General features: G+C 47.4%; 24 protein-coding genes. 23 read left to right on the top strand and 1 reads right to left on the bottom strand.

Features of this window, described 5'->3' with window-relative positions:
* Positions 1-16 precede the first annotated feature (16 nt).
* The 5 genes from spoIVA (at position 17) to OM416_RS04770 (ending at position 5,915) form a co-directional block, all read left to right on the top strand.
* Entirely contained in the window at positions 17-1,495 is a 1,479-nt protein-coding gene (gene spoIVA, locus OM416_RS04790) for a stage IV sporulation protein A (protein ID WP_036607700.1), read from the top strand.
* Between the two features lie 218 nt (positions 1,496-1,713).
* Entirely contained in the window at positions 1,714-2,811 is a 1,098-nt protein-coding gene (locus OM416_RS04785; RefSeq protein WP_264927507.1) for a sugar ABC transporter substrate-binding protein, read from the top strand.
* A 113-nt stretch (positions 2,812-2,924) separates the two neighbouring features.
* Entirely contained in the window at positions 2,925-4,442 is a 1,518-nt protein-coding gene (locus tag OM416_RS04780) for a sugar ABC transporter ATP-binding protein (protein WP_264927505.1), read from the top strand.
* Positions 4,439-5,425 carry an ABC transporter permease gene (locus OM416_RS04775; RefSeq protein WP_062835197.1) on the top strand — a complete coding sequence of 329 codons (987 nt, stop codon included), beginning with the start codon at positions 4,439-4,441 and terminating at the stop codon, positions 5,423-5,425. The genes OM416_RS04780 and OM416_RS04775 overlap by 4 nt, the downstream gene beginning before the upstream one ends.
* 217 nt (positions 5,426-5,642) lie before the next feature.
* Complete coding sequence (locus tag OM416_RS04770; protein WP_024630670.1) at positions 5,643-5,915, top strand: HU family DNA-binding protein; 273 nt, start codon at positions 5,643-5,645, stop codon at positions 5,913-5,915.
* A gap of 66 nt (positions 5,916-5,981) precedes the next feature.
* On the opposite strand, the gene OM416_RS04765 is transcribed toward OM416_RS04770, so the two are convergent.
* The gene (locus OM416_RS04765) at positions 5,982-6,143 is read right to left on the bottom strand and encodes a hypothetical protein (RefSeq protein ID WP_264927497.1); all 162 of its coding nucleotides are present in this window, start codon (positions 6,141-6,143) and stop codon (positions 5,982-5,984) included.
* A gap of 147 nt (positions 6,144-6,290) precedes the next feature.
* Here OM416_RS04765 and mtrB point away from each other — a divergent pair, with 147 nt between their 5' ends.
* The 18 genes from mtrB (at position 6,291) to trpA (ending at position 22,901) form a co-directional block, all read left to right on the top strand.
* Complete coding sequence (mtrB, locus tag OM416_RS04760) at positions 6,291-6,512, top strand: trp RNA-binding attenuation protein MtrB (RefSeq protein WP_105409088.1); 222 nt, start codon at positions 6,291-6,293, stop codon at positions 6,510-6,512.
* Between the two features lie 121 nt (positions 6,513-6,633).
* Entirely contained in the window at positions 6,634-7,185 is a 552-nt protein-coding gene (locus OM416_RS04755) for a hypothetical protein (protein ID WP_264927494.1), read from the top strand.
* 101 nt (positions 7,186-7,286) lie between these two features.
* The gene (locus tag OM416_RS04750) at positions 7,287-8,150 is read left to right on the top strand and encodes a heptaprenyl diphosphate synthase component 1 (protein ID WP_264927492.1); all 864 of its coding nucleotides are present in this window, start codon (positions 7,287-7,289) and stop codon (positions 8,148-8,150) included.
* A 15-nt stretch (positions 8,151-8,165) separates the two neighbouring features.
* Positions 8,166-8,894: a demethylmenaquinone methyltransferase gene (locus OM416_RS04745; RefSeq protein WP_264927490.1), complete on the top strand. Its 729-nt coding sequence runs from the start codon at positions 8,166-8,168 to the stop codon at positions 8,892-8,894.
* Positions 8,887-9,753: a UbiA-like polyprenyltransferase gene (locus tag OM416_RS04740; protein ID WP_062835193.1), complete on the top strand. Its 867-nt coding sequence runs from the start codon at positions 8,887-8,889 to the stop codon at positions 9,751-9,753. The genes OM416_RS04745 and OM416_RS04740 overlap by 8 nt, the downstream gene beginning before the upstream one ends.
* A complete protein-coding gene (locus tag OM416_RS04735; protein WP_169482454.1) occupies positions 9,754-10,374 on the top strand; it encodes a UbiX family flavin prenyltransferase in 621 nt (206 codons plus the stop codon).
* 343 nt (positions 10,375-10,717) lie between these two features.
* A complete protein-coding gene (locus OM416_RS04730) occupies positions 10,718-11,692 on the top strand; it encodes a polyprenyl synthetase family protein (RefSeq protein ID WP_062835191.1) in 975 nt (324 codons plus the stop codon).
* A gap of 193 nt (positions 11,693-11,885) precedes the next feature.
* Positions 11,886-12,329, top strand: coding sequence for a nucleoside-diphosphate kinase (gene ndk, locus OM416_RS04725; RefSeq protein ID WP_264927482.1), 444 nt, complete (start codon positions 11,886-11,888; stop codon positions 12,327-12,329).
* Positions 12,330-12,354: 25 nt separating this feature from the next.
* The gene (locus OM416_RS04720) at positions 12,355-13,149 is read left to right on the top strand and encodes a CheR family methyltransferase (RefSeq protein ID WP_264927481.1); all 795 of its coding nucleotides are present in this window, start codon (positions 12,355-12,357) and stop codon (positions 13,147-13,149) included.
* A gap of 179 nt (positions 13,150-13,328) precedes the next feature.
* Positions 13,329-14,498: a chorismate synthase gene (gene aroC / locus OM416_RS04715; RefSeq protein WP_062835188.1), complete on the top strand. Its 1,170-nt coding sequence runs from the start codon at positions 13,329-13,331 to the stop codon at positions 14,496-14,498.
* A 1-nt stretch (position 14,499) separates the two neighbouring features.
* The gene (gene aroB / locus OM416_RS04710) at positions 14,500-15,594 is read left to right on the top strand and encodes a 3-dehydroquinate synthase (protein ID WP_036607679.1); all 1,095 of its coding nucleotides are present in this window, start codon (positions 14,500-14,502) and stop codon (positions 15,592-15,594) included.
* Positions 15,595-15,599: 5 nt separating this feature from the next.
* The gene (gene aroH / locus OM416_RS04705; RefSeq protein WP_264927477.1) at positions 15,600-15,977 is read left to right on the top strand and encodes a chorismate mutase; all 378 of its coding nucleotides are present in this window, start codon (positions 15,600-15,602) and stop codon (positions 15,975-15,977) included.
* Between the two features lie 732 nt (positions 15,978-16,709).
* Positions 16,710-18,278: an anthranilate synthase component I gene (gene trpE / locus OM416_RS04700; RefSeq protein ID WP_264927475.1), complete on the top strand. Its 1,569-nt coding sequence runs from the start codon at positions 16,710-16,712 to the stop codon at positions 18,276-18,278.
* A 68-nt stretch (positions 18,279-18,346) separates the two neighbouring features.
* Positions 18,347-19,387 (top strand): anthranilate phosphoribosyltransferase, encoded by a 1,041-nt coding sequence (trpD, locus tag OM416_RS04695; protein WP_264928811.1) that lies wholly within the window; start codon positions 18,347-18,349, stop codon positions 19,385-19,387.
* Positions 19,377-20,165 (top strand): indole-3-glycerol phosphate synthase TrpC, encoded by a 789-nt coding sequence (gene trpC, locus OM416_RS04690; RefSeq protein WP_264927473.1) that lies wholly within the window; start codon positions 19,377-19,379, stop codon positions 20,163-20,165. The genes trpD and trpC overlap by 11 nt, the downstream gene beginning before the upstream one ends.
* 35 nt (positions 20,166-20,200) lie before the next feature.
* Positions 20,201-20,902: a phosphoribosylanthranilate isomerase gene (locus OM416_RS04685; RefSeq protein ID WP_264928810.1), complete on the top strand. Its 702-nt coding sequence runs from the start codon at positions 20,201-20,203 to the stop codon at positions 20,900-20,902.
* Entirely contained in the window at positions 20,899-22,098 is a 1,200-nt protein-coding gene (gene trpB, locus OM416_RS04680; protein WP_264927471.1) for a tryptophan synthase subunit beta, read from the top strand. The genes OM416_RS04685 and trpB overlap by 4 nt, the downstream gene beginning before the upstream one ends.
* Positions 22,095-22,901, top strand: coding sequence for a tryptophan synthase subunit alpha (trpA, locus tag OM416_RS04675; RefSeq protein WP_264927469.1), 807 nt, complete (start codon positions 22,095-22,097; stop codon positions 22,899-22,901). The genes trpB and trpA overlap by 4 nt, the downstream gene beginning before the upstream one ends.
* Positions 22,902-22,912 lie beyond the last annotated feature (11 nt).

Genomic DNA, 22,912 nt, shown 5'->3' with positions numbered 1-22,912 from the left:
TAGGGAGGGGATTTCATTGGAGAAAGTGGACATTTTTAAGGACATAGCTGAGCGGACCGGAGGGGATATTTATCTCGGGGTTGTCGGCGCAGTCCGGACGGGTAAATCAACATTTATCAAACGATTCATGGAAACCATTGTATTACCAAACATCACAAACGAGGCAGATCGTGGTCGGGCCGTGGATGAACTTCCACAGAGTGCAGCAGGTAAGACCATCATGACCACGGAACCGAAATTCGTACCGAATAACGCAGTCCAAATCAAGGTGGCAGAAGGACTCGATGTCAATGTGCGCCTTGTGGATTGTGTAGGTTACGCGGTGGAAGGAGCCAAGGGATACGAGGATGAGAATGGTCCACGCATGATCTCCACGCCTTGGTTCGAGGAGCCAATTCCATTCCAGGAAGCCGCTGAGATTGGTACTCGCAAAGTCATTCAGGAGCATTCCACACTGGGTGTTGTGGTAACAACAGACGGCACGATCGCCGAAATTGCCCGCAGTTCCTATGTGGAATCCGAAGAACGAGTTATTGCGGAATTGAAAGAAGTGGGTAAACCGTTTGTCCTGGTCATCAACTCCACTCGTCCTCGTAGTGAAGAAGCCCTGCAATTGCGTAGTGAGCTTGCTGCCAAATACGACATTCCGGTGATGACACTCAGTGCAGCGACCATGACGGAAGATGATGTGACGGGGGTACTTCGTGAAGTGCTCTATGAGTTCCCTGTGCATGAAGTGAATGTAAACTTGCCGAGCTGGGTTATGGTGCTGAACGAGACTCACTGGCTGCGTAGCAACTACGAAAATTCCGTACGGGATACCGTTAAGGATATCCGCAGACTTCGTGACGTGGATCGGGTTGTTGCTCAGTTCATGGAATATGAATTCATTGATCGCGCAGGCCTGAGTGGCATGAATATGGGGCAGGGTGTAGCCGAAATTGACCTGTATGCGCCAGATGAATTGTATGATCAGATTCTCGTGGAAGTGGTCGGAATTGAAATTCGGGGCAAGGATCATCTGCTGCAATTGATGCAGGAGTTCTCGCATGCGAAGAGAGAATATGACCGCTTCGCAGAAGCGCTGGAGATGGTCAAAACGACCGGATACGGCATCGCTGCTCCGTCTCTTGCCGAGATGGCTCTGGATGAACCGGAGCTCATTCGTCAGGGCACCAAATTTGGCGTACGTCTGAAAGCAACGGCACCGTCCATTCACATGATCCGGGTCGATGTGGAATCGGAGTTCGCTCCAATCATTGGCACGGAGAAACAGAGTGAGGAACTGGTGAGATACCTGATGCAGGATTTCGAGAACGATCCGATCAAGGTATGGGATTCAGACATGTTCGGTCGTTCGTTGCACTCCATCGTGCGAGAAGGTATTCAGGGCAAGATTGCCATGATGCCGGATAATGCAAGATACAAGTTGCAAGAGACGCTGGGAAGAATCATTAACGAAGGTTCGGGTGGCTTGATCGCTATCATTCTGTAAGACATCAAAGGACCGTAAGGGGGCATCCCCTCGCGGTCTTTTTTAGTGTGATTTCTTGATTTTGGATGAAATGGATAGGAAGAATGATGCTTTCGAAAAAACTTAGCGATTTTTAGCTTTAAATTACTAAAACCCATTTACATACTAGGAATTAGCCGTTATATTAATATTCAACTATTGTGATCGAGATCACAGAGAGTGAACAGGGGGAAACAGAGATGAAAAGAAAAGAGACTAAATGGGTATGGTTGAGTGTGTTACTAGTATTCACATTGGCGCTATCTGCTTGCGGAATCAAAAAAGAACCGGCATCTACTCCGGCTTCGGGTGCATCCGATGATACACCGAAAACGGAAGCAGTCACAGGCCCTCTAAGCGGCAAACGAATCGCACTTATTATGGAATTCAATACAGGTACTTTCTCGCAGCAATATGTGCAAGGTGTCAAAGAAGAAATCGAAAAATTCGGTGGGGAACTGACTACGTTTGTTGCCGATAATGATAAAGCGAAGATGGTATCATTGTTAGATAGCGCAATTAATCAGAAATTCGATGCCATTCTCACGGATCATGGGGATTCCCTTTTAGAGCCAGGTGTGAAGAAGGCAGTAGAACAAAAAATTCCAGTGGTCGTGTTCGACGCAGCCATTAGTGTTCCGGGAGCAACAGTCCTGTCGCAGGATGACCAGAAGATGGCTGAGCTGACGCTGGAGCAAATGAAAAAAGATATTAATGGACAAGGCAACATCGTAAAAGTATGGGTAGCTGGATTCGCGCCGATGGAACGCCGTCAGATCGCATACGGTGAATTCCTGAAAGCAAATCCGGACATCAAGGAAATAGCTACATTTGGTTCTGCACAGAACCCGGCGCTGGATACTCAAGCCAAAATGGAGGCTATTCTCAAACAATATCCAAAAGGCGAAATTACAGCTGTATGGACTGCATGGGATGAGTTCGCCAAAGGTGCAGCGCGTGCCATTCAACAAGCCGGACGTGACGAGATTAAAGTGTATGGTATTGATATGAGTGACGAGGACCTGCAAATGATTCAAGACCCGAAAAACCCTTGGGTTGCTTCCGCTGCGGTTGATCCTACAGACATCGGACGTGTACAAGTTCGTTATGCTTATCAGAAGCTGAACGGGGACGAGACGGAAGATGCAGTTGTGCTTAACCCGGTCTATGTTCAACGTGAAGCTTTGCCAGATAAACAAATCTCCACTTCAGAGCTGTCGGAGTTCGTTGAAGGTTGGGGAGGCAGTACACAAGGAATTAAGGATTGGATGAGCGAATACGGTATTACTGCTAAATAAGCAGCGTAAGGGAAGCGCGCCGCAAGGCGCGCTTTTTCCACCATAATGAAGATACGCGAGATAAGGATGAGAAAAGGGAAACTCCCGGATGGGAACGATTGGAGGTTAACATCATGAGCACTGCACCGATTCTGCTTCAAATGGAACATATCCACAAGCAGTTTTCAGGCATACCTGCACTGAAGGATGTGGATTTCTCTGTTAAAGGTGGGGAGATTCACGCGCTGCTCGGTGCCAATGGTGCCGGTAAGAGCACGTTAATGAAAATTCTGTCTGGTGCCTATCAATTGGATCAGGGTACGATTCAGTTGAGTGGACAAGCGCTTCACTTGAGTTCCCCGGGAGACGCGAAGGCAAGTGGGATTCACTGTGTGTATCAGGAAGTGGATGCGGCACTAGTGCCACAGCTGACGGCTGCGGAGAACATTATGCTGGATCAGTTGGCTTCATCTGCTGGAGGCTGGTGGAAGAGTCCGCGGAAGCTGCAACAGCGTGCGGTTGAAGCACTGAAGCAATTAGGAGCAGACATATCGGTTCACCAAAAAGTGGCCGATCTGACGCTTGCAGAGAAACAGATGATATTGCTGGCACGGATTTTGATTCAGGATGCCAAGGTCATCATTTTTGACGAACCGACTGCACCACTCAGTCAGGAAGAAACGGATGCATTTTTCCGAATCGTTCATCTCCTGAAGGATCGGGGTGTAGCTTGTATTTTCATTACCCATCGCCTCGCTGAAGTGACGGGTCACTGTGATCGCGTTACGGTCATGAGAGATGGGCAACATGTATTTACTGGTGAAGCTAAGGGGCTGACAATCAACGACCTGGTCACACAGATGTTGGGCAAGCCATTTGAGGAAGAGTTTCCGAAGACGGAAGCACCTGTGGGAGAATTATTACTGGAGGCACGTGGGCTTCGTCGTGGAGTGAAGGTCAAGGGTGTTGACTTGTCTGTACGCAGAGGTGAAGTCCTCGCTGTAGTGGGTCTGGTAGGCGCTGGTAAAACGGAAAGCTCTCGTTTGCTGATTGGCGCAGATCGACTGGAGGGAGGCGAGATCCGGCTTAACAACCGTAACCTCCGCTTGTCTCAGCCTGCGGATGCGGCGGCTCTGGGGATTGTTTCTGTACCGGAGGAGCGACGTAAACAAGGAATTCTGATTCAGGAGAACGTGGAACGGAATTTAAGTCTACCTTTGCTTAGTCGCCTCAGTACATTAGGTTTCGTAAGCCGCAAGCGGGAGCGTCAGAATGCGGAATCATTGGTGAAACAACTCGGAATCAAGACATCGTCCGTAAAACAGGAAGTAAAATATCTAAGTGGTGGTAACCAGCAGAAGGTAGCCATTGGTAAATGGCTTAATGCGGATGCGGATGTATTTATATTTGATGAACCAACCAAGGGCGTGGATATTGGGGCAAAAAGTGACATTTTCCGCATCATCAATGAACTGGCTTTGGCGGGTAAAGGCGTAATCTATTTCACGTGTGAACTGGATGAAGGCATGGGAATCGGCGACCGAATCGCTGTTATGTGCGAAGGTGTTATCGTAAAAGAGTTCAAACGGGGCGAGACTAATCAAGAACAGCTGCTATACTATGCAAGCGGTGGACAAGAGGTGCAATCATGAAGGATAAATCACTGGATTTTGCGTTCCGTTACGGGGCGATTATTGTCATCATAGGTGTTATCGCATTTTTCGGCATTAAATTGCCTTATTTCTTTACGTACAGTAACTTGACCGATATTTTGGGCTCGATCTCTATCGTTACCTTTGTAGCGATTGGTGTTACGTTATCTCTCATTGTTGATGGATTCGATCTCTCGGTGGGGGCGACCGTCTCATTGACCACCGTCGTTACTGCTTCGTTAATGATTTGGTATCAGCAGCCACTAGCGATTGTCATTATTGTGCCACTGATTATCGGGGCTGTTATTGGTTTACTGAACGCTTTGCTGATCGTAAAATTGCGTATTCCGGATCTGCTGGCGACCCTTGCCACGATGTACATCATCGGGGGCATTCACAAAACGTATGCGCAGGGATATACCATTTACAATCACATGCAGTTCCCTGATGGAAGCAAAGCTGCGGGAGAGATGGACCCGACATTCCTGCTTATAGGGCAGGGTAAATGGCTGGGTATGCCGATATCGGTCATCCTGCTGCTAATTGCCGTCATCGGTGTGCATATCTTTTTGACGTATACAAAATACGGGCGGCAGATGTACATTACAGGCGGTAATGAGGAAGCGGCGCGTCTGTCCGGAATCAAGGTAAAAAAGGTGCGTACACTCGCTTATGTAGCCGCTGGAGTGTTTGCTGCAATCGGTGGTATCATCTATGCATCCAAAGTGGGATCTGGGCAGATTGATGCCGGATCACCGTTGTTAATGGAATCTGTCGCTGCGGTATTTGTCGGTTTCTCTGTGTTTGGCGCGGGTAAACCGAATGTCATCGGAACCTTCATCGGTTCAGTCCTGATTGGTGTACTCGTGAACGGTTTGACGATGATGAACGTACAGTATTTCACACATGATATTGTAAAAGGTGGGGTTCTCGTGCTTGCCCTGGCGGTTACATTTTACGTCTTAAACCGCAACCGGACTTGAAATTGTGGGCTGTCTGTATTAGTATGAAATTTGTTCGGCGTCTGAAATCCCCGTGGTTTCAGGCGACATTCTGCCGAAAATGACTGTTGACCGCAGGCGGAGATTTGTGTTCATCGCTCAAGATGTACGTAGATTTTTTGCGTATGAACGTATATTTCGCTATAAAACGGAAACACAGTATAACATTCAGGACATTGATACAGGAGGTGAAAAACAAATGAACAAATCAGACTTGATTACACATGTATCCGAAGCGACTGAATTGTCCAAGAAAGATGTAACGAAAGCGGTTGATGCCGTATTCGAAGCAATCTCTGAGGCTCTTCAAAGCGGAGATAAAGTACAATTGGTTGGTTTTGGGAACTTCGAAGTTCGCGAGCGCTCTGCACGTAAAGGACGCAACCCGCAAACAGGTGAAGAAATCGAAATTCCTGCGAGCAAAATTCCTGCATTCAAACCAGGTAAAGCGCTCAAAGACGGAATTAAATAAGATTTCTACATATTCCATATGTCGACAAAAAGACCGTGACTTGTTCACGGCCTTTTCTTTTGCCCTTTAACGATGATTCTTGCGGTTATCCGAGGGTTCAGGATCATCCGGTTGCCCGGCATAAGCTACGAGAATCAGTTCTTCGCCAGCAGCTGCAGACAGATGCTGTTCAATTTCTTTTAACTGATGAATATGCTCGTCAGTAAGCGCGGCAGGGGTGTACTTCATGCAGATTCTCCTTTCTGTGGCTGTACAGCTGTAGTATGACCCGACGGTAGCATAATCTTGCGGTTCATTCGTATAAGGCGCTGGTTGACAAATGAAACAACTTTAATCATCATTAACGCTATTGAACGAAAGAAGGGGACATGCGTGATGGATCAGCCAACCGGCAATGATTATATTGTAATTAAGGCAGAGGAAAATGGTGTCCAGGTGATCGGATTAACCCGAGGTCAGGATACACGTTTTCACCACACCGAGAAATTGGACAAGGGTGAAGTGATGTTTGCCCAATTTACCACCCATACTTCAGCTATTAAAATCCGGGGCAAAGCCACGCTGATTACCAAGCATGGACAGATTGAATCGGAGTAATGCACAGGTTAAATACGCTCAAATGAAGATTGCAGGCATAGCCTGCTTTTTTTCATTGTACAATGAGGTATGAGCCTTTACCGGACAGACTACACTAACAGGTAAAGGCAGGGAGGCGTATATGAAACCGCGGATGATTGTTACTGCTTCAATGCTGGCAACGGTTGCGGCGGTCTTTCTGCTTGTTGCGATACAAACCTTACATATGCGTACATTAGGCGGGGAAAACGTACAACCTGTCTCTGCATCACATCATCCAGTCCAGCTAACGGATGACAATCTGGTTGATGTGCTAAACTCCATGCAACTATCTACACCCATTGCAAGAGTGGAATGGAAACAGTCCATTTTGAGACTGGACCTCAAGGTTAAAGGGACGGCTACGAGTTACACTGAAATCTATGAGAACATGGCAGCTGTAGCGGATCTGGGCTTTCGGAGTCTGGACAACGTGGATCAGGTGCTGCTACGTGTGATGGCAGAAGATGAATGGATGCATAAACGACATCTGTTGCTTGCTGCTGACATTCGGCGTGGAGAGTGGCCCCTGTATGCGATTGAAACATTACGGAACTGGAAAAGTGCAGCCTTTTCGGATGAATTGAAGGACTGGTTTCATTTGATGGAGACCGAACTCTGGAAGAAGCAATTCGAAATGACAAGTCAGGGGTAATAGAATAGCAGGATTCAGTGCGTGCCCGTTCAACATATGCTATAATATATAAGATTGTAGTGCAGAAATGGTTTAACAATGTTAAGGCTCGGAGGCTGAGAATGAATTCATATCGCGTACCCCAACTAGCAAAGAAATATACGGAATACGACATGATTCGACAACATACGGAAATCCCATCATTTCCGGATAGCCGGGCACGTCTGTTGCAGGTATTTGTGGGCCGCACAGACGAAAAGGTGCATCAAGAGCTATATGCTCTCGCAACTTCGCTCGTTCAGTTGGCCATGGATACGCATGATCGAATCGATACCATTTCCGGCGAGCGAAGAGAGCAGGAGATGCGTTCACGCCAGCTGAATGTGCTCGCCGGGGATTATTTAAGTAGCCGTTTCTATCAATTGCTTGCCCATGCGGGCAAAATTGAAATGATTGGCAAACTCAGTGCTGCTGTATCCGAAGTGAACGCACGCAAGATGACGCTGTATGAACGGATGATGAAGCTTCTCGTTTCGGCTGATGAATACTTGCGTGAAACGGTACAGCTGAGGATGCAGCTGTTTCTTTCATTTACAGGCATGATTCAAGATAAGGAAGAGTCCTTATGGAACAGCCTGTTGACCGAATTCAGCTCCTGCGAAACGATCGTGGAAGAACTGAAGCGGATGAATGACGAACAACAATTTCTTCACAGCTATGCATACTGGCACATATACGAGTATGGTAAGGACGATGAGCGCAGTGTTCTGCGTCAGTCTGAACCAGATGCACGTGTATGGAACGCTATGGTGCTGAAGCATAGGGTTGGCGAGGTTTTGTTGGACAAGCTTCGCGAGTGTACACACCGCATTCAACTGTTGTTGCAAGACGAGGAAGGGCTGATGGGCTTGCATGAGATACATGCAATTCTTGAGCCGTACTTAACATATTTGCAGCCTTCACATGCGGCAGTAAGGGAAGATTGAGGGGGAGACAGACGAATGGGGAGCGGAGAGACCAAACCGAAAGAAGAATATGTCCATTCGGTTTTTCAGAGTATAGCCGGAAAATATGATGTCATGAATGATATTCTAAGTTTCCGCAGGCATAAGGCTTGGCGCAAATTCACCATGAAAAAGATGAATATGTCCAAGGGCGACACCGGTCTTGATTTGTGCTGCGGCACATGTGACTGGACGCTCGCCATGGCAGAGGCAAGTGAAACGGGGCACATGCATGGTCTTGATTTCAGCAGCAATATGCTCGAAGTTGGCCAAACGAAGATCAATGCCGTGCAGCGTCAGAAGCAGATTACCCTTACACAGGGTAATGCCATGTCACTTCCTTTTGAAGACAATTCATTTGATTATGTGACGATTGGGTTCGGGCTGCGCAATGTTCCTGATCTCAGACAAGTGTTGTCTGAAATGAAACGTGTGGTCAAACCGGGCGGTATGGTTGTGTGCCTGGAATTGTCCAAGCCAACATGGCAGCCGTTCAAAGGCATTTATTATTTTTATTTTGAGAAGGTTTTACCGAATCTTGCCAAAGTGTTCGCTAAAAGTTTTGAGCAGTACAAATGGCTGCCCGACTCTCTGGCCATTTTTCCGGGAAGGAAGGAACTGGCAGACATTTTTGCAGAAACTGGATTGCAACAAGTGCAGGCCTACCCTCTAACCGGAGGCATCGCGGCACTGCATATTGGAACCAAGGAGAATCAGCATGTTTAGGAAAATTCGCATTTTTTTAGAAATGATCAAGATTGAACATACGCTTTTTGCTTTACCTTTTGCATTTATGGGGGCCATCCTCGGCTCCATGGTAGTGAATGATACCTTCCCAAGCTGGATGCAGATCATGTGGGTATTGCTTGCGATGGTCGGCGCACGTAGTGCGGCTTTCGGTTTGAACCGAATTATTGACCAAGCGATTGATGGCAAAAATCCGCGTACCGCGATGAGAGCGATCCCGGCAGGACTGTTGAAAAATGGGGAAGTTGTTATATTCGTCATTATCTCTTTTATATTGTTATTCTGGGCCTCATCCAATCTTAATGTATTATCCATGCAGCTGTTGCCTATTGCTGTGTTTATGCTGGTACTGTATTCGTACACCAAACGATTCACATGGTTATGCCACGTCGTTCTAGGTATGACGATTGGTTTGGCTCCGCTTGGTGGCTGGGTAGCCGTAACGGGGACGATGGATTGGACAGCGATTGTCCTGTACGTTACGATTGTGTTCTGGACAGCAGGTTTTGATATTATCTATGCATGTCAGGATCTTGAATTTGACCAGGGAGAAGGCCTTCATTCCATACCTTCCCGTTTTGGCCTGGTTAAATCATTGCAGATCGCCAAGTTCTTCCATGTGATTACTGCAATTGGTTTTCTTGCGTTATTGTTGATGACAGATCTGAGCTGGTGGTATGGCGCAGGCATGTTGGTAACGTATGGTATTCTGTTCTATCAACACTATATTGTATCGCCTAATGATATGAGTCGTGTTCAAACGGCATTCTTTACCATGAACAGCTTGCTTAGTTTAATCGTATTTACGTTCACTTTGATTGATCTGGCGGTGAAATAAATGGTGCAGCAGCCGGACAATAAACGACTGGTTGTCGGAATTACCGGAGCGAGTGGCAGCATATATGGCATTCGATTGATTGAAACGCTGCTTGATTTGGAATATAACGTTCATCTGGTCATATCCAATGCAGGGTGGCGTGTACTGAAAGAAGAAATGGACTGGGATGTGACGAATCGTGACGCGGTGCTGGAAGAAAAATTCGGCAACCGTGCCGGTTCTCTGATCTATCATCCTGTGAGTGATATAGGGGCCTCCATTGCAAGTGGCTCTTATCTGGCCGATGGCATGATTATTATGCCATGTTCTATGGGAACTCTTTCGTCCATCGCGCAGGGATCGTCGGATAATCTGATGTCCCGCGCAGCCGATGTTATGATGAAAGAGGGAAGAACATTGATCCTCGTACCACGTGAGACGCCTCTCCATGCAATCCATCTGGAGAACATGCTGAAGCTCTCCCGTCTTGGTGTACGAATGATACCGGCTATGCCTGCTTTTTATTACAAACCTCAGACTATGGATGAGTTGATTATGTTTTTGGTGGGTAAAGTGCTGGATAGCTTGCGCATCCCACATCAACTGTTTACAAGATGGGGAGAACCGGATGAACGGGGATAACGACTGAGTCCGATACAAGGCAGTTTTTTGCCAAAGTGTTGCTCGGTTTATTTGTCCCCCGAATCCCGGGGTATTGGTGAGTGCTGATGGTGAGTCTTCATGAACCACAGTCTTGACCCATGCTCCGGCAACTTCTGTATTTTGTTTCAGAACAAGTCGCAGAGTTTAATTCCCGGGTGTCGGCCATGACATTCGGAGAAGAAGAATACGTTAGATTACCTTATAGAAAAACACAAGCAAGAACGGTAAGCCGGGTTTTTCGTAATGCCTGCAGGCCCGACTTGCTGGAGGGGAAGGTAAGCATGGATTTATGGACTGACAATACGCTGATACGGGTGAACGAATGAAACTATTGGATATTTTCGGGTTGTTAAAAAAGGACATGGATTACATTGAGAAAGAGTTGTATCGCAGTGTTCGAGGAGAACAGAAGCTGCTGAGTGAAACGTCGCTTCATTTGCTCAAAGCAGGAGGAAAACGGTTGCGGCCCGTTTTTGTATTACTTGGCGGGAAATTTGGTACATATGACATTGAACGTCTGAAGCTGGTTGCGGTTCCGCTCGAACTCATTCATTCCGCATCTCTCGTTCATGATGATGTTATTGATAATGCGGAGACACGCCGAGGCAAACCCACGGTGAAGTCAAAATGGGATAATCGGATCGCCATGTATACTGGAGACTATATCTACGGTAAGGCACTTGAAATGACTGCCGGATTATCCGATCCAGCTATTCATCGTATACTTGCCAAAGCCATGGTACAGATGTCCATCGGTGAAATGGAGCAAATTCGCGACTTTTTCAATACGGGACAAAGCGTCCGAAACTATTTGCTGCGGATTCGTCGCAAAACAGCACTTCTGATTGCGGTTAGCTGTCAGTTAGGAGCTTTGGCCACACGTGCGCCTGAGCATGTATCTTCCTTGCTGTATACGTACGGATACAATGTGGGTATGGCTTTCCAGATTCAAGATGATGTACTTGATTTGGTGGGTACCGAGAAACAACTCGGCAAGCCACCTGGCAGTGACATGAAGCAGGGAAATATCACTCTTCCTGTGCTGTATGCGCTGCAAGAGTCCGATCTGCGTGAACCTCTGTTGAAGGAGATTTCCCGTGTCCAACATGAAGAAGGACGGGCAAGTGCATCGGATGCAATTGGAATGATTCGCCAAAGTCAAGGAATTGCTAAAGCAGAAGCCCTTGCTGACCGATATATGAAGAAAGCGCTCGATGCTCTCGATCAGCTACCTAACATCAAGACGACCAAAAACCTGCGTGATATCGCTCATTTTGTGGTTAAACGTACGCATTAAACTTTGTATGACCTTCGACTCACATGTTGGACTGGACAACGCATAGTTGATTGGGTCTGACACAGGTACTCACACCCGAAGGAGAACAGATGTGTGAAATTCCTCATTGGGAGGATTTGGACATGTATGTTACAATCAGAGGGATTGCGTTTACATAGTGATTAACTTTGAACCGTGAGTGAGGAGTGAGCTGATGGATCGTACATTTTTGATGGTGAAGCCGGATGGTGTGCAGCGTGGATTGATCGGTCGAATTATTAGCCGTCTGGAAGACAAAGGATTTAAGTTGGTGGCAGGCAAATTGGTGCAGATGTCTGAGGATCAGGCAAAACGCCATTATGCTGAACATGAGGGCAAACCCTTTTTCGATGATTTGGTTCGTTTTATCACATCTGGGCCTGTATTTGCCATGGTGTGGGAAGGGGACGATATTGTGGCGCTTGCGCGCATCGTCATCGGAAAAACCAATGTGAAGGAAGCCGCTCCGGGGACCATTCGCGGAGACTTCGCCAGCCACACACCACATAATCTGATTCATGGGGCAGATTCACCGGAAAGTGCTTCCCGTGAAGCAGAAAATTTCTTTGCTTCAGATGAACTGGTGGTATATGACAAGAGCATCGCAGCCTGGTTGTAATTATTAGCCAAAAGGGTGATACACGATGCTGGAGCAAGAACAATTACTAGACCCGGATTACACCGGATTCATTCGTAAAATCAAAGAGAGCACAGGCATTGATCTTGCTCAATACAAGGAAGGCCAGATGAAAAGAAGGCTGACCACACTTCGCAACAAAAACGGGTTTCATACATTTTCTAATTTTTTTGATGCTATGCAGAAAGATAAATCATTGTTCTTCGAGTTTCTTGATCGTATGACGATTAACGTTTCGGAATTCTGGCGTAATCCCAATCGTTGGGAAGTACTACGGGACGAGATTCTGCCTGAGCTACTGGGCTCCAAGCGACGTGTGAAAGTCTGGAGTGCAGCTTGTTCAACAGGTGAAGAACCTTATACACTCGCCATGATTCTAGATACGATGGGAATTTTGAAGGACAGCTCCATTACGGCAAGTGATCTGGATGAAGGTGCATTGGCCAAAGCCAAGGAAGGGCGTTATATGGAACGCTCACTTAAGGATGTGCCAAAGGAAACGGCGAACCGTTACTTCAAGCAGGATGGCTTGGTATACCGTATTGATGAGCAACTCAAAAATTCGATCAAGTTCATGAAACAAAATTTGCTCGTGGACCGTTTTGACGATGGATACGATCTGATTGTGTGCCGGAATGTCATGATCTATTTTACTGAGGAAGCCAAAAACCTGTTGTATCACAAATTTGCAGCAAGTTTGCGTCCAGGCGGTATTTTGTTTGTGGGCAGTACGGAGCAGATCTTCTCCCCAGGACAATATGGTCTGGAGACAGCAGAGACATTCTTCTATCGGAAGAAATAATCATATTAGTTGTTGAGCCGTCTGAAGCACATGTTACATGTGTTCAGGCGGTTATTTGTATATCAAGTACAAGAAAGTGCCGACTTTCTTGTCAAAGCGGGTCAGCTATACTATAATAAGCAAAGAAATTATGGGATTTTAGCAATGTGAAGTTTAACAGTTTAAAGGGGGAACGTATTATGAGTTTACGCTATTTAACCGCAGGGGAGACGCACGGACCCCAATTGACCGCTATTATTGAAGGATTGCCAAGTAATTTGACGATTGACTTTGAAGAACTGAATTTCCAGCTTCACCGCCGCCAAAAGGGATATGGTCGTGGACGCCGGATGCAGATCGAGAAGGATCAGGCCAATTTCGTTGGTGGTATCCGTCATGGATATACAACAGGTGCTCCAGTAGCGCTGGTTGTTCAAAATAACGACTGGAAACATTGGCAGAACATTATGAATATTGAGCCAATTGAAGGCAGTGACGAAGAGAAACGTCGCGTTCATCGTCCGCGTCCCGGACACGCCGATCTGAACGGTGGACTCAAGTATAATCTCAAAGACTTGCGTAACGTATTGGAGCGCTCCAGTGCGCGTGAGACAACGGTACGTGTGGCATGTGGTGCCATTGCACGTCAGTTCCTGGCTGAATTCGGAATCAAGGTAGCTGGGCGTGTACTTCGGATTGGAGAGATTGAAGCTCCTTATCAGGACCTTCCGATTGATGAACTTATTGCAGTGACAGAAGCTTCCTCAGTACGTGTCACAGATGCTGAGACAGAGAAGAAGATGGAAGCCTACATCGACCAGATCAAACAAGAAGGCGATTCCATCGGAGGAATAGTGGAATGTATCGTTGAAGGCGTACCTGTTGGTTTGGGAAGTTATGTTCAATACGATCGCAAGCTGGACGCACGAATCGCACAAGGCGTAATGTCCATTAATGCATTCAAAGGTGTAGAAATTGGTATCGGATTCGAAGCCGGAGTCATTCGTGGATCACAGGTACATGATGAAATCATGCATACGGATGAGCGCGGCTACCACCGTGCAACCAACCGTCTGGGTGGATTCGAAGGTGGTATGACGAACGGGATGCCAGTGGTTGTACGTGGTGTGATGAAGCCAATCCCAACGTTGTATAAGCCACTGCAAAGTGTCGATATTGATACGAAAGAAGCATTTACGGCTCAGGTTGAGCGCTCAGACGCTTGTGCTGTACCCGCAGCGAGTGTGGTTATGGAGCATGTCGTAGCATGGGAAATTGCCAAAGCATTCCTGGAGAAGTTCGGCGGGGATTCCATGGAAGAGATCCGTGCGAACGTTGCCAGCTATAACGCTCAACTGGAGAATTACTAATATGCGTCAGCTGACGGTACAGCTGGAGGAACGCTCATATCCGATTCTGATTGGTAGCGGCCTCTTGGCGCAAGCCCCTCAATATTTTGAGCAATATGGCTTGACCAAGAAAAGCCCGTTACTCATCATTACAGACGAAAATGTGGCTCCCAAATACTTGTCAGGTTTGGAGCAAACGCTGCGTACGGCTGGTTATACAGTCGTATCGGCGGTTGTGCCCTCAGGTGAAACATCGAAATCCCTTTCGGTATACCAGGATATGATGACTGTCGCTATCGAAGGCAAACTGGATCGGAGTTCTGCGATTCTGGCCCTAGGTGGAGGTGTCGTAGGTGATCTGGCTGGCTTTGTAGCCGCTACATATATGCGTGGAATCAAGTTTGTTCAAGTACCTACAACGATTTTGGCGCATGACAGTAGTGTGGGCGGCAAAGTAGCTGTCAATCATCCGCTGGCCAAAAATATGATCGGTGCATTCCACCAGCCCGAACTTGTACTCTACGATGTGGATACACTTCAATCCTTGCCGCCACGAGATGTTTCGGCAGGTTTGTCAGAGATGCTGAAGCACGGACTGATCCGTGATGAGGCTTTTGCACATTGGTGTGAGGAGCATGCGGAAGAGTTGCTTGCGCTTAATCCGGAAGCACTGGGATACGGTTTGGAGCGTGGATGTGGTATTAAGGCAGAGATTGTATCCAGAGACGAACGTGAAAATGGAGAGCGTGCGCTCTTGAACTTGGGACATACGATTGGTCATGCCATTGAAGCGATTGCTGGCTACGGAGAATTCCTGCACGGAGAAGCAATCTCGATTGGTATGGCTGGATCAGCACTGCTTGGTGAGAAGCTTGGTGCACCAGCAGGGCTCTATGAAGATACTGTCCGCATGCTGCGCTCACTTCGCCTTCCGACAACGATGCCTGCGCATCTGGACACGGATGCACTAATGGAAGCGATGATGCACGACAAAAAGTTCCGTGAAGGTCATATGGTGTTCATCATTCCTGATCGGATTGGGGCTGCAAGAATTGTGAAGGACGTACCTGTGTCGGCAGTTCGGGACGTCATTGAAATGCTCAGGAAGGGAGAATAACAGCAATGGTCACACGGGGAATTCGCGGGGCTACAACAGTCACGCAGAACAACGAAGAACAGATTTTGAAGGAAACGGCTGTATTGTTGCAGGAGATCGTAGATCGCAATGAGATCCAACCGGAAGATATCTGCAGTGTGTGGATTACATTAACCGGGGATCTGGATGCTGCTTTCCCGGCAAAAGCTATTCGCCAACTGGATGGTTGGGAACTGGTACCACTAATGTGTGCACTGGAGGTTCCGGTTAAAGGTGCCTTGGCGCAATGCATTCGTTTCATGGTGCATGTGAACACGAACAAAGGTCAGAATGAAATCAACCATGTGTATCTGAACGGTGCACAGGCATTACGTCCGGATTTGGCAGCACCTTCTGGCTCTTAAGCAAGTGGGTTGTCAAACCGATCATAATGATGTATAGTGAGAACCAGTTGAGTAGAGTAGAGATTGAGCTGAGAGCAGCTGAGCTAGTGGAGTATATAGCAGAGTCCAGTGGGTGGTAACCGGGGCAACAGAAACCGGTCAACTGATTCACGGTACGTCGTGCTACGGAATAGGTAACAGGAACAGGGAAAACAAAATTGTCTTATGACATCTTTTGTTTTGATATATTTTGGTTCAACACGATCAATATACTTTCCCATATTTGATGAAATATTGGAATGAGTAATTGAAGTGTTATAACTGATATATTTTCCCGAATTAGATGATGTGAGATGCATCAATTCAGCGACCTGTGAATAATCCGACAGCGAAGTATAGGGACTTGTTATTTATGAAGCATCAACCTGTTAAATACAGCTTATAACCAAACCTCTACCAGATGGTAGAGGTTTTTTCATTGTATATTGAATTATTTCTTCTACACCTATAAGTTCAACTAAACTTTTACACAAAAACGAAGAGGACAGAAATAACGTGAAGAAGCGAAGCGTTCGCCTAAAAGCTTTCTGAAAGAAAGCTACATCGGAAGCAACGCTATCACCGGATTTTCCCTTTAGAAAGGGAATCAAAAAAATCTGGGGATAACAGTGATCGGAAGGTTGTTCTGTCATCGAAGTGCTAGTGGAAACAATCTTTAGTTGAACTTACCTAAATCTGAAAGGACGTGATCTAATGATAACGCCAAACGTTAATCAAGTACTGAAAATGTCGAATGAGTATAATCTGATTCCGGTAGTCAAACGGATTCTGGCAGATATGGAGACTCCGATTCGAATATTCCGCCGTTATGCTGACAACGACCGGGCATTCCTGTTGGAAAGTGTAGAGGGTGGTATTCAATGGGCGAGATACTCGTTCATCGGTACAGATCCGTTCCTGATGATTTCGGCCAAGAAGGGCCGGATTGTTGTAGAAGAAGCAGGGAAGACCCGTGAATTGCCAGGCAAACCGATTGAAGAACTGAAAGCATTGCTGCGTAAGTACCGCAGCCCGAAAGATGATGAACTGCCACCATTCACAGGTGGGGCAATTGGGTTCTTTGGATACGATCTGCTGTCCTATTATGAGAAGCTTCCAGCTCACGCGCTGGATGACCTGAATATGGATGACATTCGCTTTATGTTCTGTGACCAGATTATCGTGTTTGACCATGTGAAGCAGCAAATGCTGCTGGTCGGTAATGTACACCTCAAAGACGGCGCAACGGATGAAGAGATACGTCAAGCGTATGCAGTGACTTCAGAGAAGCTGGAGCAGGCCGCAGAACGTTTGCAGCAGCAAGGACCAGGGGAGAACCTGAATCCGCGCTCTATTCCGGGAGATGTAGAGCTGGGGGATATCCGCTCCAATCTCACGAAGGAGCAGTTTATCGGCAATGTGGAGCAAGCCAAAGATTACATTCGCGCAGGTGATATTTTTCAAGTGGTATTATCCCAGCGTTTCCACATTGATACGGAAGTTTCTCCACTTCACGTATATCGTGTGCTTCGGACGCTGAATCCATCTCCTTACATGTACTACCTCAAAATGGATGATGAGATTATCGTTGGAACTTCGCCAGAAGCTCTGGTCAAGGTGGACGGCAATCGTGTGGAGACACGACCGATTGCAGGCACACGTCCAAGAGGGGCGACAGAAGCGGAAGATCGTGCACTCGCTGCGGATCTACTCCAGGATGAGAAGGAACGTGCGGAGCATCTGATGCTGGTTGATCTGGGTCGTAACGATCTGGGCCGGGTATCCAGCTTCGGCAGTGTGAAGTGTGACATGTTCATGGAGATTGAACGTTATTCTCACGTTATGCACATGGTGTCCAACGTTACGGGCGAGCTTAGAGAAGACAAGGATTTCTTTGATGCATTCCTCTCGTGCTTGCCAGCGGGTACCGTATCCGGGGCACCGAAACTGCGTGCAATGGAAATTATCGCGGAACTGGAGAAAGAGGCTCGTGGTGCCTATGCAGGAGCAATCGGATACCTCGGTTTCTCGGGTAACATGGACTCCTGTATTACGATTCGTACGATTATTTTCAAAAAAGGAAAAGCATATGTACAGGCCGGAGCGGGAATCGTATGGGATTCTGTACCTGAGAATGAATATGAAGAAACGGTTAATAAAGCCAAAGCATTGCTCAAGGCGATTCGAACAGCAGAAGCCATGTTTCCTGCCAAAGACAAGGACAACACGTTGAGACTGGCGAATGCAGACTACTTTGTCACACCAGCAGCCGCTAAGAACTGAGAGAGGAGAGACCGGAGATGAACATAAACCCAATAATGAATGAGAACCTTGTAACCCCTATTGCTGAGATTACTCGTGAGGAAGGCATGAAAAATGGCCTGGCGAAGATTTTGGAGGGCGGTCATCTGGAGCAAGCCGAAGCACGAGATTTGATGTACTCGATCATGAGAGGTGAGGCAACGCCGGCTCAAATCGGAGGTTTGCTGATGGCGCTGCGGATGAAGGGGGAAACGGTGGATGAGATCACCGGTTTTGCTGAAGCCATGCGTGGTCAAGGCGGACGAATCCTCACGGATGGCAGCGGCTTGCTGGACACGTGTGGAACAGGTGGATCGGGTATTTACAAATTCAACATTTCCACAGCATCCGCGATCATTGCTTCGGCCGTCTCGGTTCGGGTCGCCAAACATGGCAACCGTTCAGCTTCAGGCAAAGCGGGTAGTGCAGATGTATTAGAGGCACTCGGTGTAAATATCCATCTGAACGGTGAGCAGGCCAGACAATGTCTGGATGATATCGGAATCTGTTTCTGTTTTGCCCAGGTATATCACCCTTCCATGCGACATGCGGCAGGACCAAGAAAGGAGCTGGGTGTTCGTACTATTTTCAACATGCTCGGACCTTTAACCAACCCTGCAGGAGCAGATCGCCAATTGCTTGGCCTGTATGATCGTTCCCGGACGCCAATGATTGCTGAAGTACTGAATCGTCTGGGTCTCAAAAGAGCTTTGGTCGTGGCCAGCCATGATGGTCTGGATGAAATCAGTATCTCGGCGCCAACTCAGGTATCTGAACTTCGCAATGGTCAAGTGCACACCTATAATATTGATCCACGTGATATGGGCTTGTCTCTGCATCCGCTCGAAGCGGTACTTGGAGGAGATGCAGCACAGAATGCCGAAATTATTAAGAGGATCTTCCAGGGTGAGCAAAGTGCATACCGTGATGTCGTTCTGTTGAACGCCGGAGCGTGCATCTATGTGTCCGGTCTTGCAGATAGCATTGCTGAAGGGGTGACACTTGCCGCAGAAGCGGTAGATTCGGGCAAAGCTGCCGGGAAGCTTGAACAGTTAATTCATACAACGGAGGCGTACAGTCATGTATCTTGATCGAATCGTTGCAACCAAACATAAAGAAGTTGAAGTTCTGGCACAAACATTTAACATGGATGAGGCTATCCAAAAAATCGAACAATTACCCGCAACCCGGGGGTTTGAACAAGCATTATCGACCAGACGCAATCGCAAACTCGGTCTTATTGCTGAAGTGAAGAAGGCTTCCCCTTCCAAAGGATTGATCCGTCCGGATTTTCATCCGGTAGAGATTGCTGCGGCTTATGAACGAGCGGGTGCAGACTGCATCTCCGTATTAACGGATGTATCGTATTTTCAAGGGAGCAACGAGTATTTGCAGGCTATCCATCAAGCAGTGAACATTCCGCTATTGCGCAAGGATTTTATTATAGATGAACGACAGATTGCAGAGGCAAGATTACTGGGTGCGGATGCGATATTGCTGATTGCCAGCATTCTGACACCAGAACAGATTCGTCAATATCTGGAATTTGCCAAAAGTTTGGGGTTGGACGCCTTGATTGAAGTCCACGATCGGACAGAGCTGGAGCAGGTATTGGAAATTCCGCAGGCAACCCTTGTGGGTATCAACAATCGTAATTTGAAAACATTCGAAACCAGTCTAAACACGACACTGGATTTGATGGAATTGATTCCAAGTGGTGTCACCTTAATCAGCGAAAGTGGTATTGATGGACCAGAATCAACAGTACCTTTGATCCAAGCCGGTGTACACGGTATTCTCGTAGGTGAGCACCTCATGCGCAAGGATGATGTCGAGGCAGCTGTATATGATCTGATGGGACCCAAATGATGAATACTTCCATACACGATGGCACAGGCGACAGTATGTCAGAACTGAGAAACCCGCTGCCAGCGGCCGTAAAAATATGTGGACTTCAGGACGTTGAAGTGCTAAAATCGATGATAAACTTGCCTGTGGATTACATTGGAGTTGTTTTTGCCAAATCACGCCGCCGAATCGAACCCGAGCAGGCTGCTGCATTAAGAACGGTACTATTCGAATGGTCGGCCTATGAACGGCCGAAGCTTGCGGGTGTATTTGTGAATCCTACGCTCGAAGAGCTGGAACACATTATGGAGGTTGCTCACCTCGATGTTATTCAACTGCATGGACAGGAGACTGTGGAATTTTGTCAGCAGGTGAAGCAGCGGTGGAATGCCGAAGTATTCAAGGCTTTTTCTTTTCCCAAAGATGAAACGGGTCCGGAAGCTGATGATGCAGCCATAAGGGCTCTTGATGCCTACGATAAATTCGTGGATGCGATATTGCTTGATACCTATGATCCTCTATATGGAGGGGGCTCCGGCAAAACGTTTGCCTGGGAGCGTATTCCTGCCTATGCCGATTGGGCGAACAGTCATGGAATCTCTCTGTTCGTTGCAGGAGGTTTGCAGCCGGACAATGTACAACAACTGATACAGACATATGCACCTTTCGGCGTCGATGTATCCAGCGGCGTGGAGACTGAAGGTGTGAAGGATATTGCCAAAATTACAGCATTCGTAGAAAGGGTGAAGCAGGCATGACACATCAATTGCCGGATCAACATGGGCGTTTCGGTCACTTCGGAGGCCGCTTTGTACCTGAGACACTAATGAACGCACTCATAGAGTTGGAAGAGGCATATAGCCACTTTTCTGAAGACGAGGAATTTAACAAGGAACTGAACTATCTGCTGAGCGAGTATTCTGGACGTGAAACGCCATTGTATCATGCAGAGCAATTATCACGCCGATTGGGCGGACCGAAAATTTATCTGAAACGTGAAGATCTGAATCATACAGGTGCGCACAAAATTAATAACGCCATTGGACAAGGTTTACTTGCGAAACGGATGGGCAAAAAGAAAGTCATTGCCGAAACGGGTGCAGGCCAACATGGCGTTGCAACGGCGACAGTAGCCGCATTGCTCGGACTGGAATGTAAAGTATTTATGGGTGAAGAAGATACAGAGCGTCAGCAGTTAAACGTATTTCGGATGAAGCTGCTCGGAGCAGAAGTGATTCCAGTGACGTCCGGAACACGGACACTGAAGGATGCTGGTAATGAAGCACTTCGCTACTGGGTCAGCAATGTGGAGGATACGTTTTATGTGCTCGGATCCGTGGTTGGTCCTCATCCATATCCGATGATGGTGCGGAATTTCCAACGTGTGATTGGTGATGAAACCCGTCGTCAGATTCAGGAGATCGAAGGACGTCTGCCGGATGTGATTGTAGCCGCTGTTGGTGGAGGAAGTAATGCGATCGGGATGTTCTATCCATTTATCGGTGACCAGGATGTGAAGCTTGTTGGTGTTGAAGCCGCAGGCAAAGGGGTCGAAACCGAGTATCACGCTGCGACGATGACCAAAGGCACGCATGGTGTATTCCAGGGATCTATGAGTTACCTGTTGCAGGATGAGTATGGACAGGTTCAGCCAGCACATTCCATCTCGGCCGGGCTTGATTATCCGGGTGTTGGTCCGGAGCATTCCTATCTTAAGGATATTGAACGGGCAAAATATGTACCAATCACGGATCAGGAAGCACTGGATGCCCTGCAATTGCTATGTCGAACAGAAGGAATCATTCCTGCTCTGGAGTCTGCACATGCGGTCGCCCAAGTTATCAAACTGGCGCCTGAACTCACAGCAGACGATATTGTGGTCATCTGTCTGTCGGGACGTGGGGACAAGGATGTTGAATCCATCATGAAATACACGGGAGGCGACTTGGCATGAATCTAATGGACCAGACCTTCCAGCAATTGAAGGAACAGAATCGCACGGCACTTATTCCATTCTTAACCGTGGGAGACCCGGATGTAGACACAACGATCGACATCATCAAGGAGCTTGAACAGGCTGGAGCGGATATTTTGGAACTGGGTGTTCCCTATTCTGATCCGCTTGCGGATGGCCCAGTCATTCAGCGTGCTTCCGAACGTGCGCTGAAAAGCCAGATTACGATTCGTACTGTTATGGAAACCGCTGCAAAAGCTCGTAAGGCAGGTGTGAAACTGCCATTTGTACTGTTCACCTATTATAATCCGGTGTTGCAGACAGGACTGGATGTGTTCTTTGAAGAATTGGTCAAACATGATATTAGTGGCATGATCATTCCGGACCTGCCTATTGAGGAAGCGGAAGAGATGCGACAACGTGCAAATCGTGCCGGTGTACATCTGGTGCCGCTCGTTGCACCTACATCTAATGCACGGATAGAACGGATTGTGACGGGAGCGAGCGGCTTTATCTATTGTGTATCTTCCCTTGGGGTAACCGGAGAGAGAGCTTCTTTCTTTGATGGGGTAGAAAGCTTCATTGAGACGGTGAAAAGTCTGACAGACCTCCCTGTAGCGGTAGGTTTCGGTATCTCCAGTCATGAGCAGGTTGCACATTTCTCCCGCATCTGCGATGGCGTTGTTGTCGGTAGTGCTATCGTTCGTCAAGTGGAAGATGCGATTCCTCTGCTTGAAAATCCGGATACGCGTGCAGCAGGACTGTTGCAAATTCGTAACTTTGTGGCACAATTAAAGGGATAGGGATGTCCTGA

Origin of the sequence: Paenibacillus sp. LS1 (assembly GCF_026013365.1) — a bacterium.
Taxonomy (GTDB): domain Bacteria; phylum Bacillota; class Bacilli; order Paenibacillales; family Paenibacillaceae; genus Paenibacillus.
The sequence above is the reverse complement of the archived record's forward strand: the minus strand, read 5'-3'. Positions and strand labels throughout refer to the sequence as shown.

Bases quoted from the DNA above. Each gene is read 5' to 3' on its own strand.
- OM416_RS04785 (WP_264927507.1), top strand. From the start codon at position 1,714: ATGAAAAGAAAAGAGACTAAATGGGTATGGTTGAGTGTGTTACTAGTA.
- OM416_RS04780 (WP_264927505.1), top strand. From the start codon at position 2,925: ATGAGCACTGCACCGATTCTGCTTCAAATGGAACATATCCACAAGCAG.
- OM416_RS04775 (WP_062835197.1), top strand. From the start codon at position 4,439: ATGAAGGATAAATCACTGGATTTTGCGTTCCGTTACGGGGCGATTATT.
- OM416_RS04770 (WP_024630670.1), top strand. From the start codon at position 5,643: ATGAACAAATCAGACTTGATTACACATGTATCCGAAGCGACTGAATTG.
- OM416_RS04765 (WP_264927497.1), bottom strand. From the start codon at position 6,143: ATGAAGTACACCCCTGCCGCGCTTACTGACGAGCATATTCATCAGTTA.
- mtrB (WP_105409088.1), top strand. From the start codon at position 6,291: ATGGATCAGCCAACCGGCAATGATTATATTGTAATTAAGGCAGAGGAA.
- OM416_RS04755 (WP_264927494.1), top strand. From the start codon at position 6,634: ATGAAACCGCGGATGATTGTTACTGCTTCAATGCTGGCAACGGTTGCG.
- OM416_RS04750 (WP_264927492.1), top strand. From the start codon at position 7,287: ATGAATTCATATCGCGTACCCCAACTAGCAAAGAAATATACGGAATAC.
- OM416_RS04745 (WP_264927490.1), top strand. From the start codon at position 8,166: ATGGGGAGCGGAGAGACCAAACCGAAAGAAGAATATGTCCATTCGGTT.
- OM416_RS04740 (WP_062835193.1), top strand. From the start codon at position 8,887: ATGTTTAGGAAAATTCGCATTTTTTTAGAAATGATCAAGATTGAACAT.
- OM416_RS04735 (WP_169482454.1), top strand. From the start codon at position 9,754: ATGGTGCAGCAGCCGGACAATAAACGACTGGTTGTCGGAATTACCGGA.
- OM416_RS04730 (WP_062835191.1), top strand. From the start codon at position 10,718: ATGAAACTATTGGATATTTTCGGGTTGTTAAAAAAGGACATGGATTAC.
- ndk (WP_264927482.1), top strand. From the start codon at position 11,886: ATGGATCGTACATTTTTGATGGTGAAGCCGGATGGTGTGCAGCGTGGA.
- OM416_RS04720 (WP_264927481.1), top strand. From the start codon at position 12,355: ATGCTGGAGCAAGAACAATTACTAGACCCGGATTACACCGGATTCATT.
- aroC (WP_062835188.1), top strand. From the start codon at position 13,329: ATGAGTTTACGCTATTTAACCGCAGGGGAGACGCACGGACCCCAATTG.
- aroB (WP_036607679.1), top strand. From the start codon at position 14,500: ATGCGTCAGCTGACGGTACAGCTGGAGGAACGCTCATATCCGATTCTG.
- aroH (WP_264927477.1), top strand. From the start codon at position 15,600: ATGGTCACACGGGGAATTCGCGGGGCTACAACAGTCACGCAGAACAAC.
- trpE (WP_264927475.1), top strand. From the start codon at position 16,710: ATGATAACGCCAAACGTTAATCAAGTACTGAAAATGTCGAATGAGTAT.
- trpC (WP_264927473.1), top strand. From the start codon at position 19,377: ATGTATCTTGATCGAATCGTTGCAACCAAACATAAAGAAGTTGAAGTT.
- OM416_RS04685 (WP_264928810.1), top strand. From the start codon at position 20,201: ATGTCAGAACTGAGAAACCCGCTGCCAGCGGCCGTAAAAATATGTGGA.
- trpB (WP_264927471.1), top strand. From the start codon at position 20,899: ATGACACATCAATTGCCGGATCAACATGGGCGTTTCGGTCACTTCGGA.
- trpA (WP_264927469.1), top strand. From the start codon at position 22,095: ATGAATCTAATGGACCAGACCTTCCAGCAATTGAAGGAACAGAATCGC.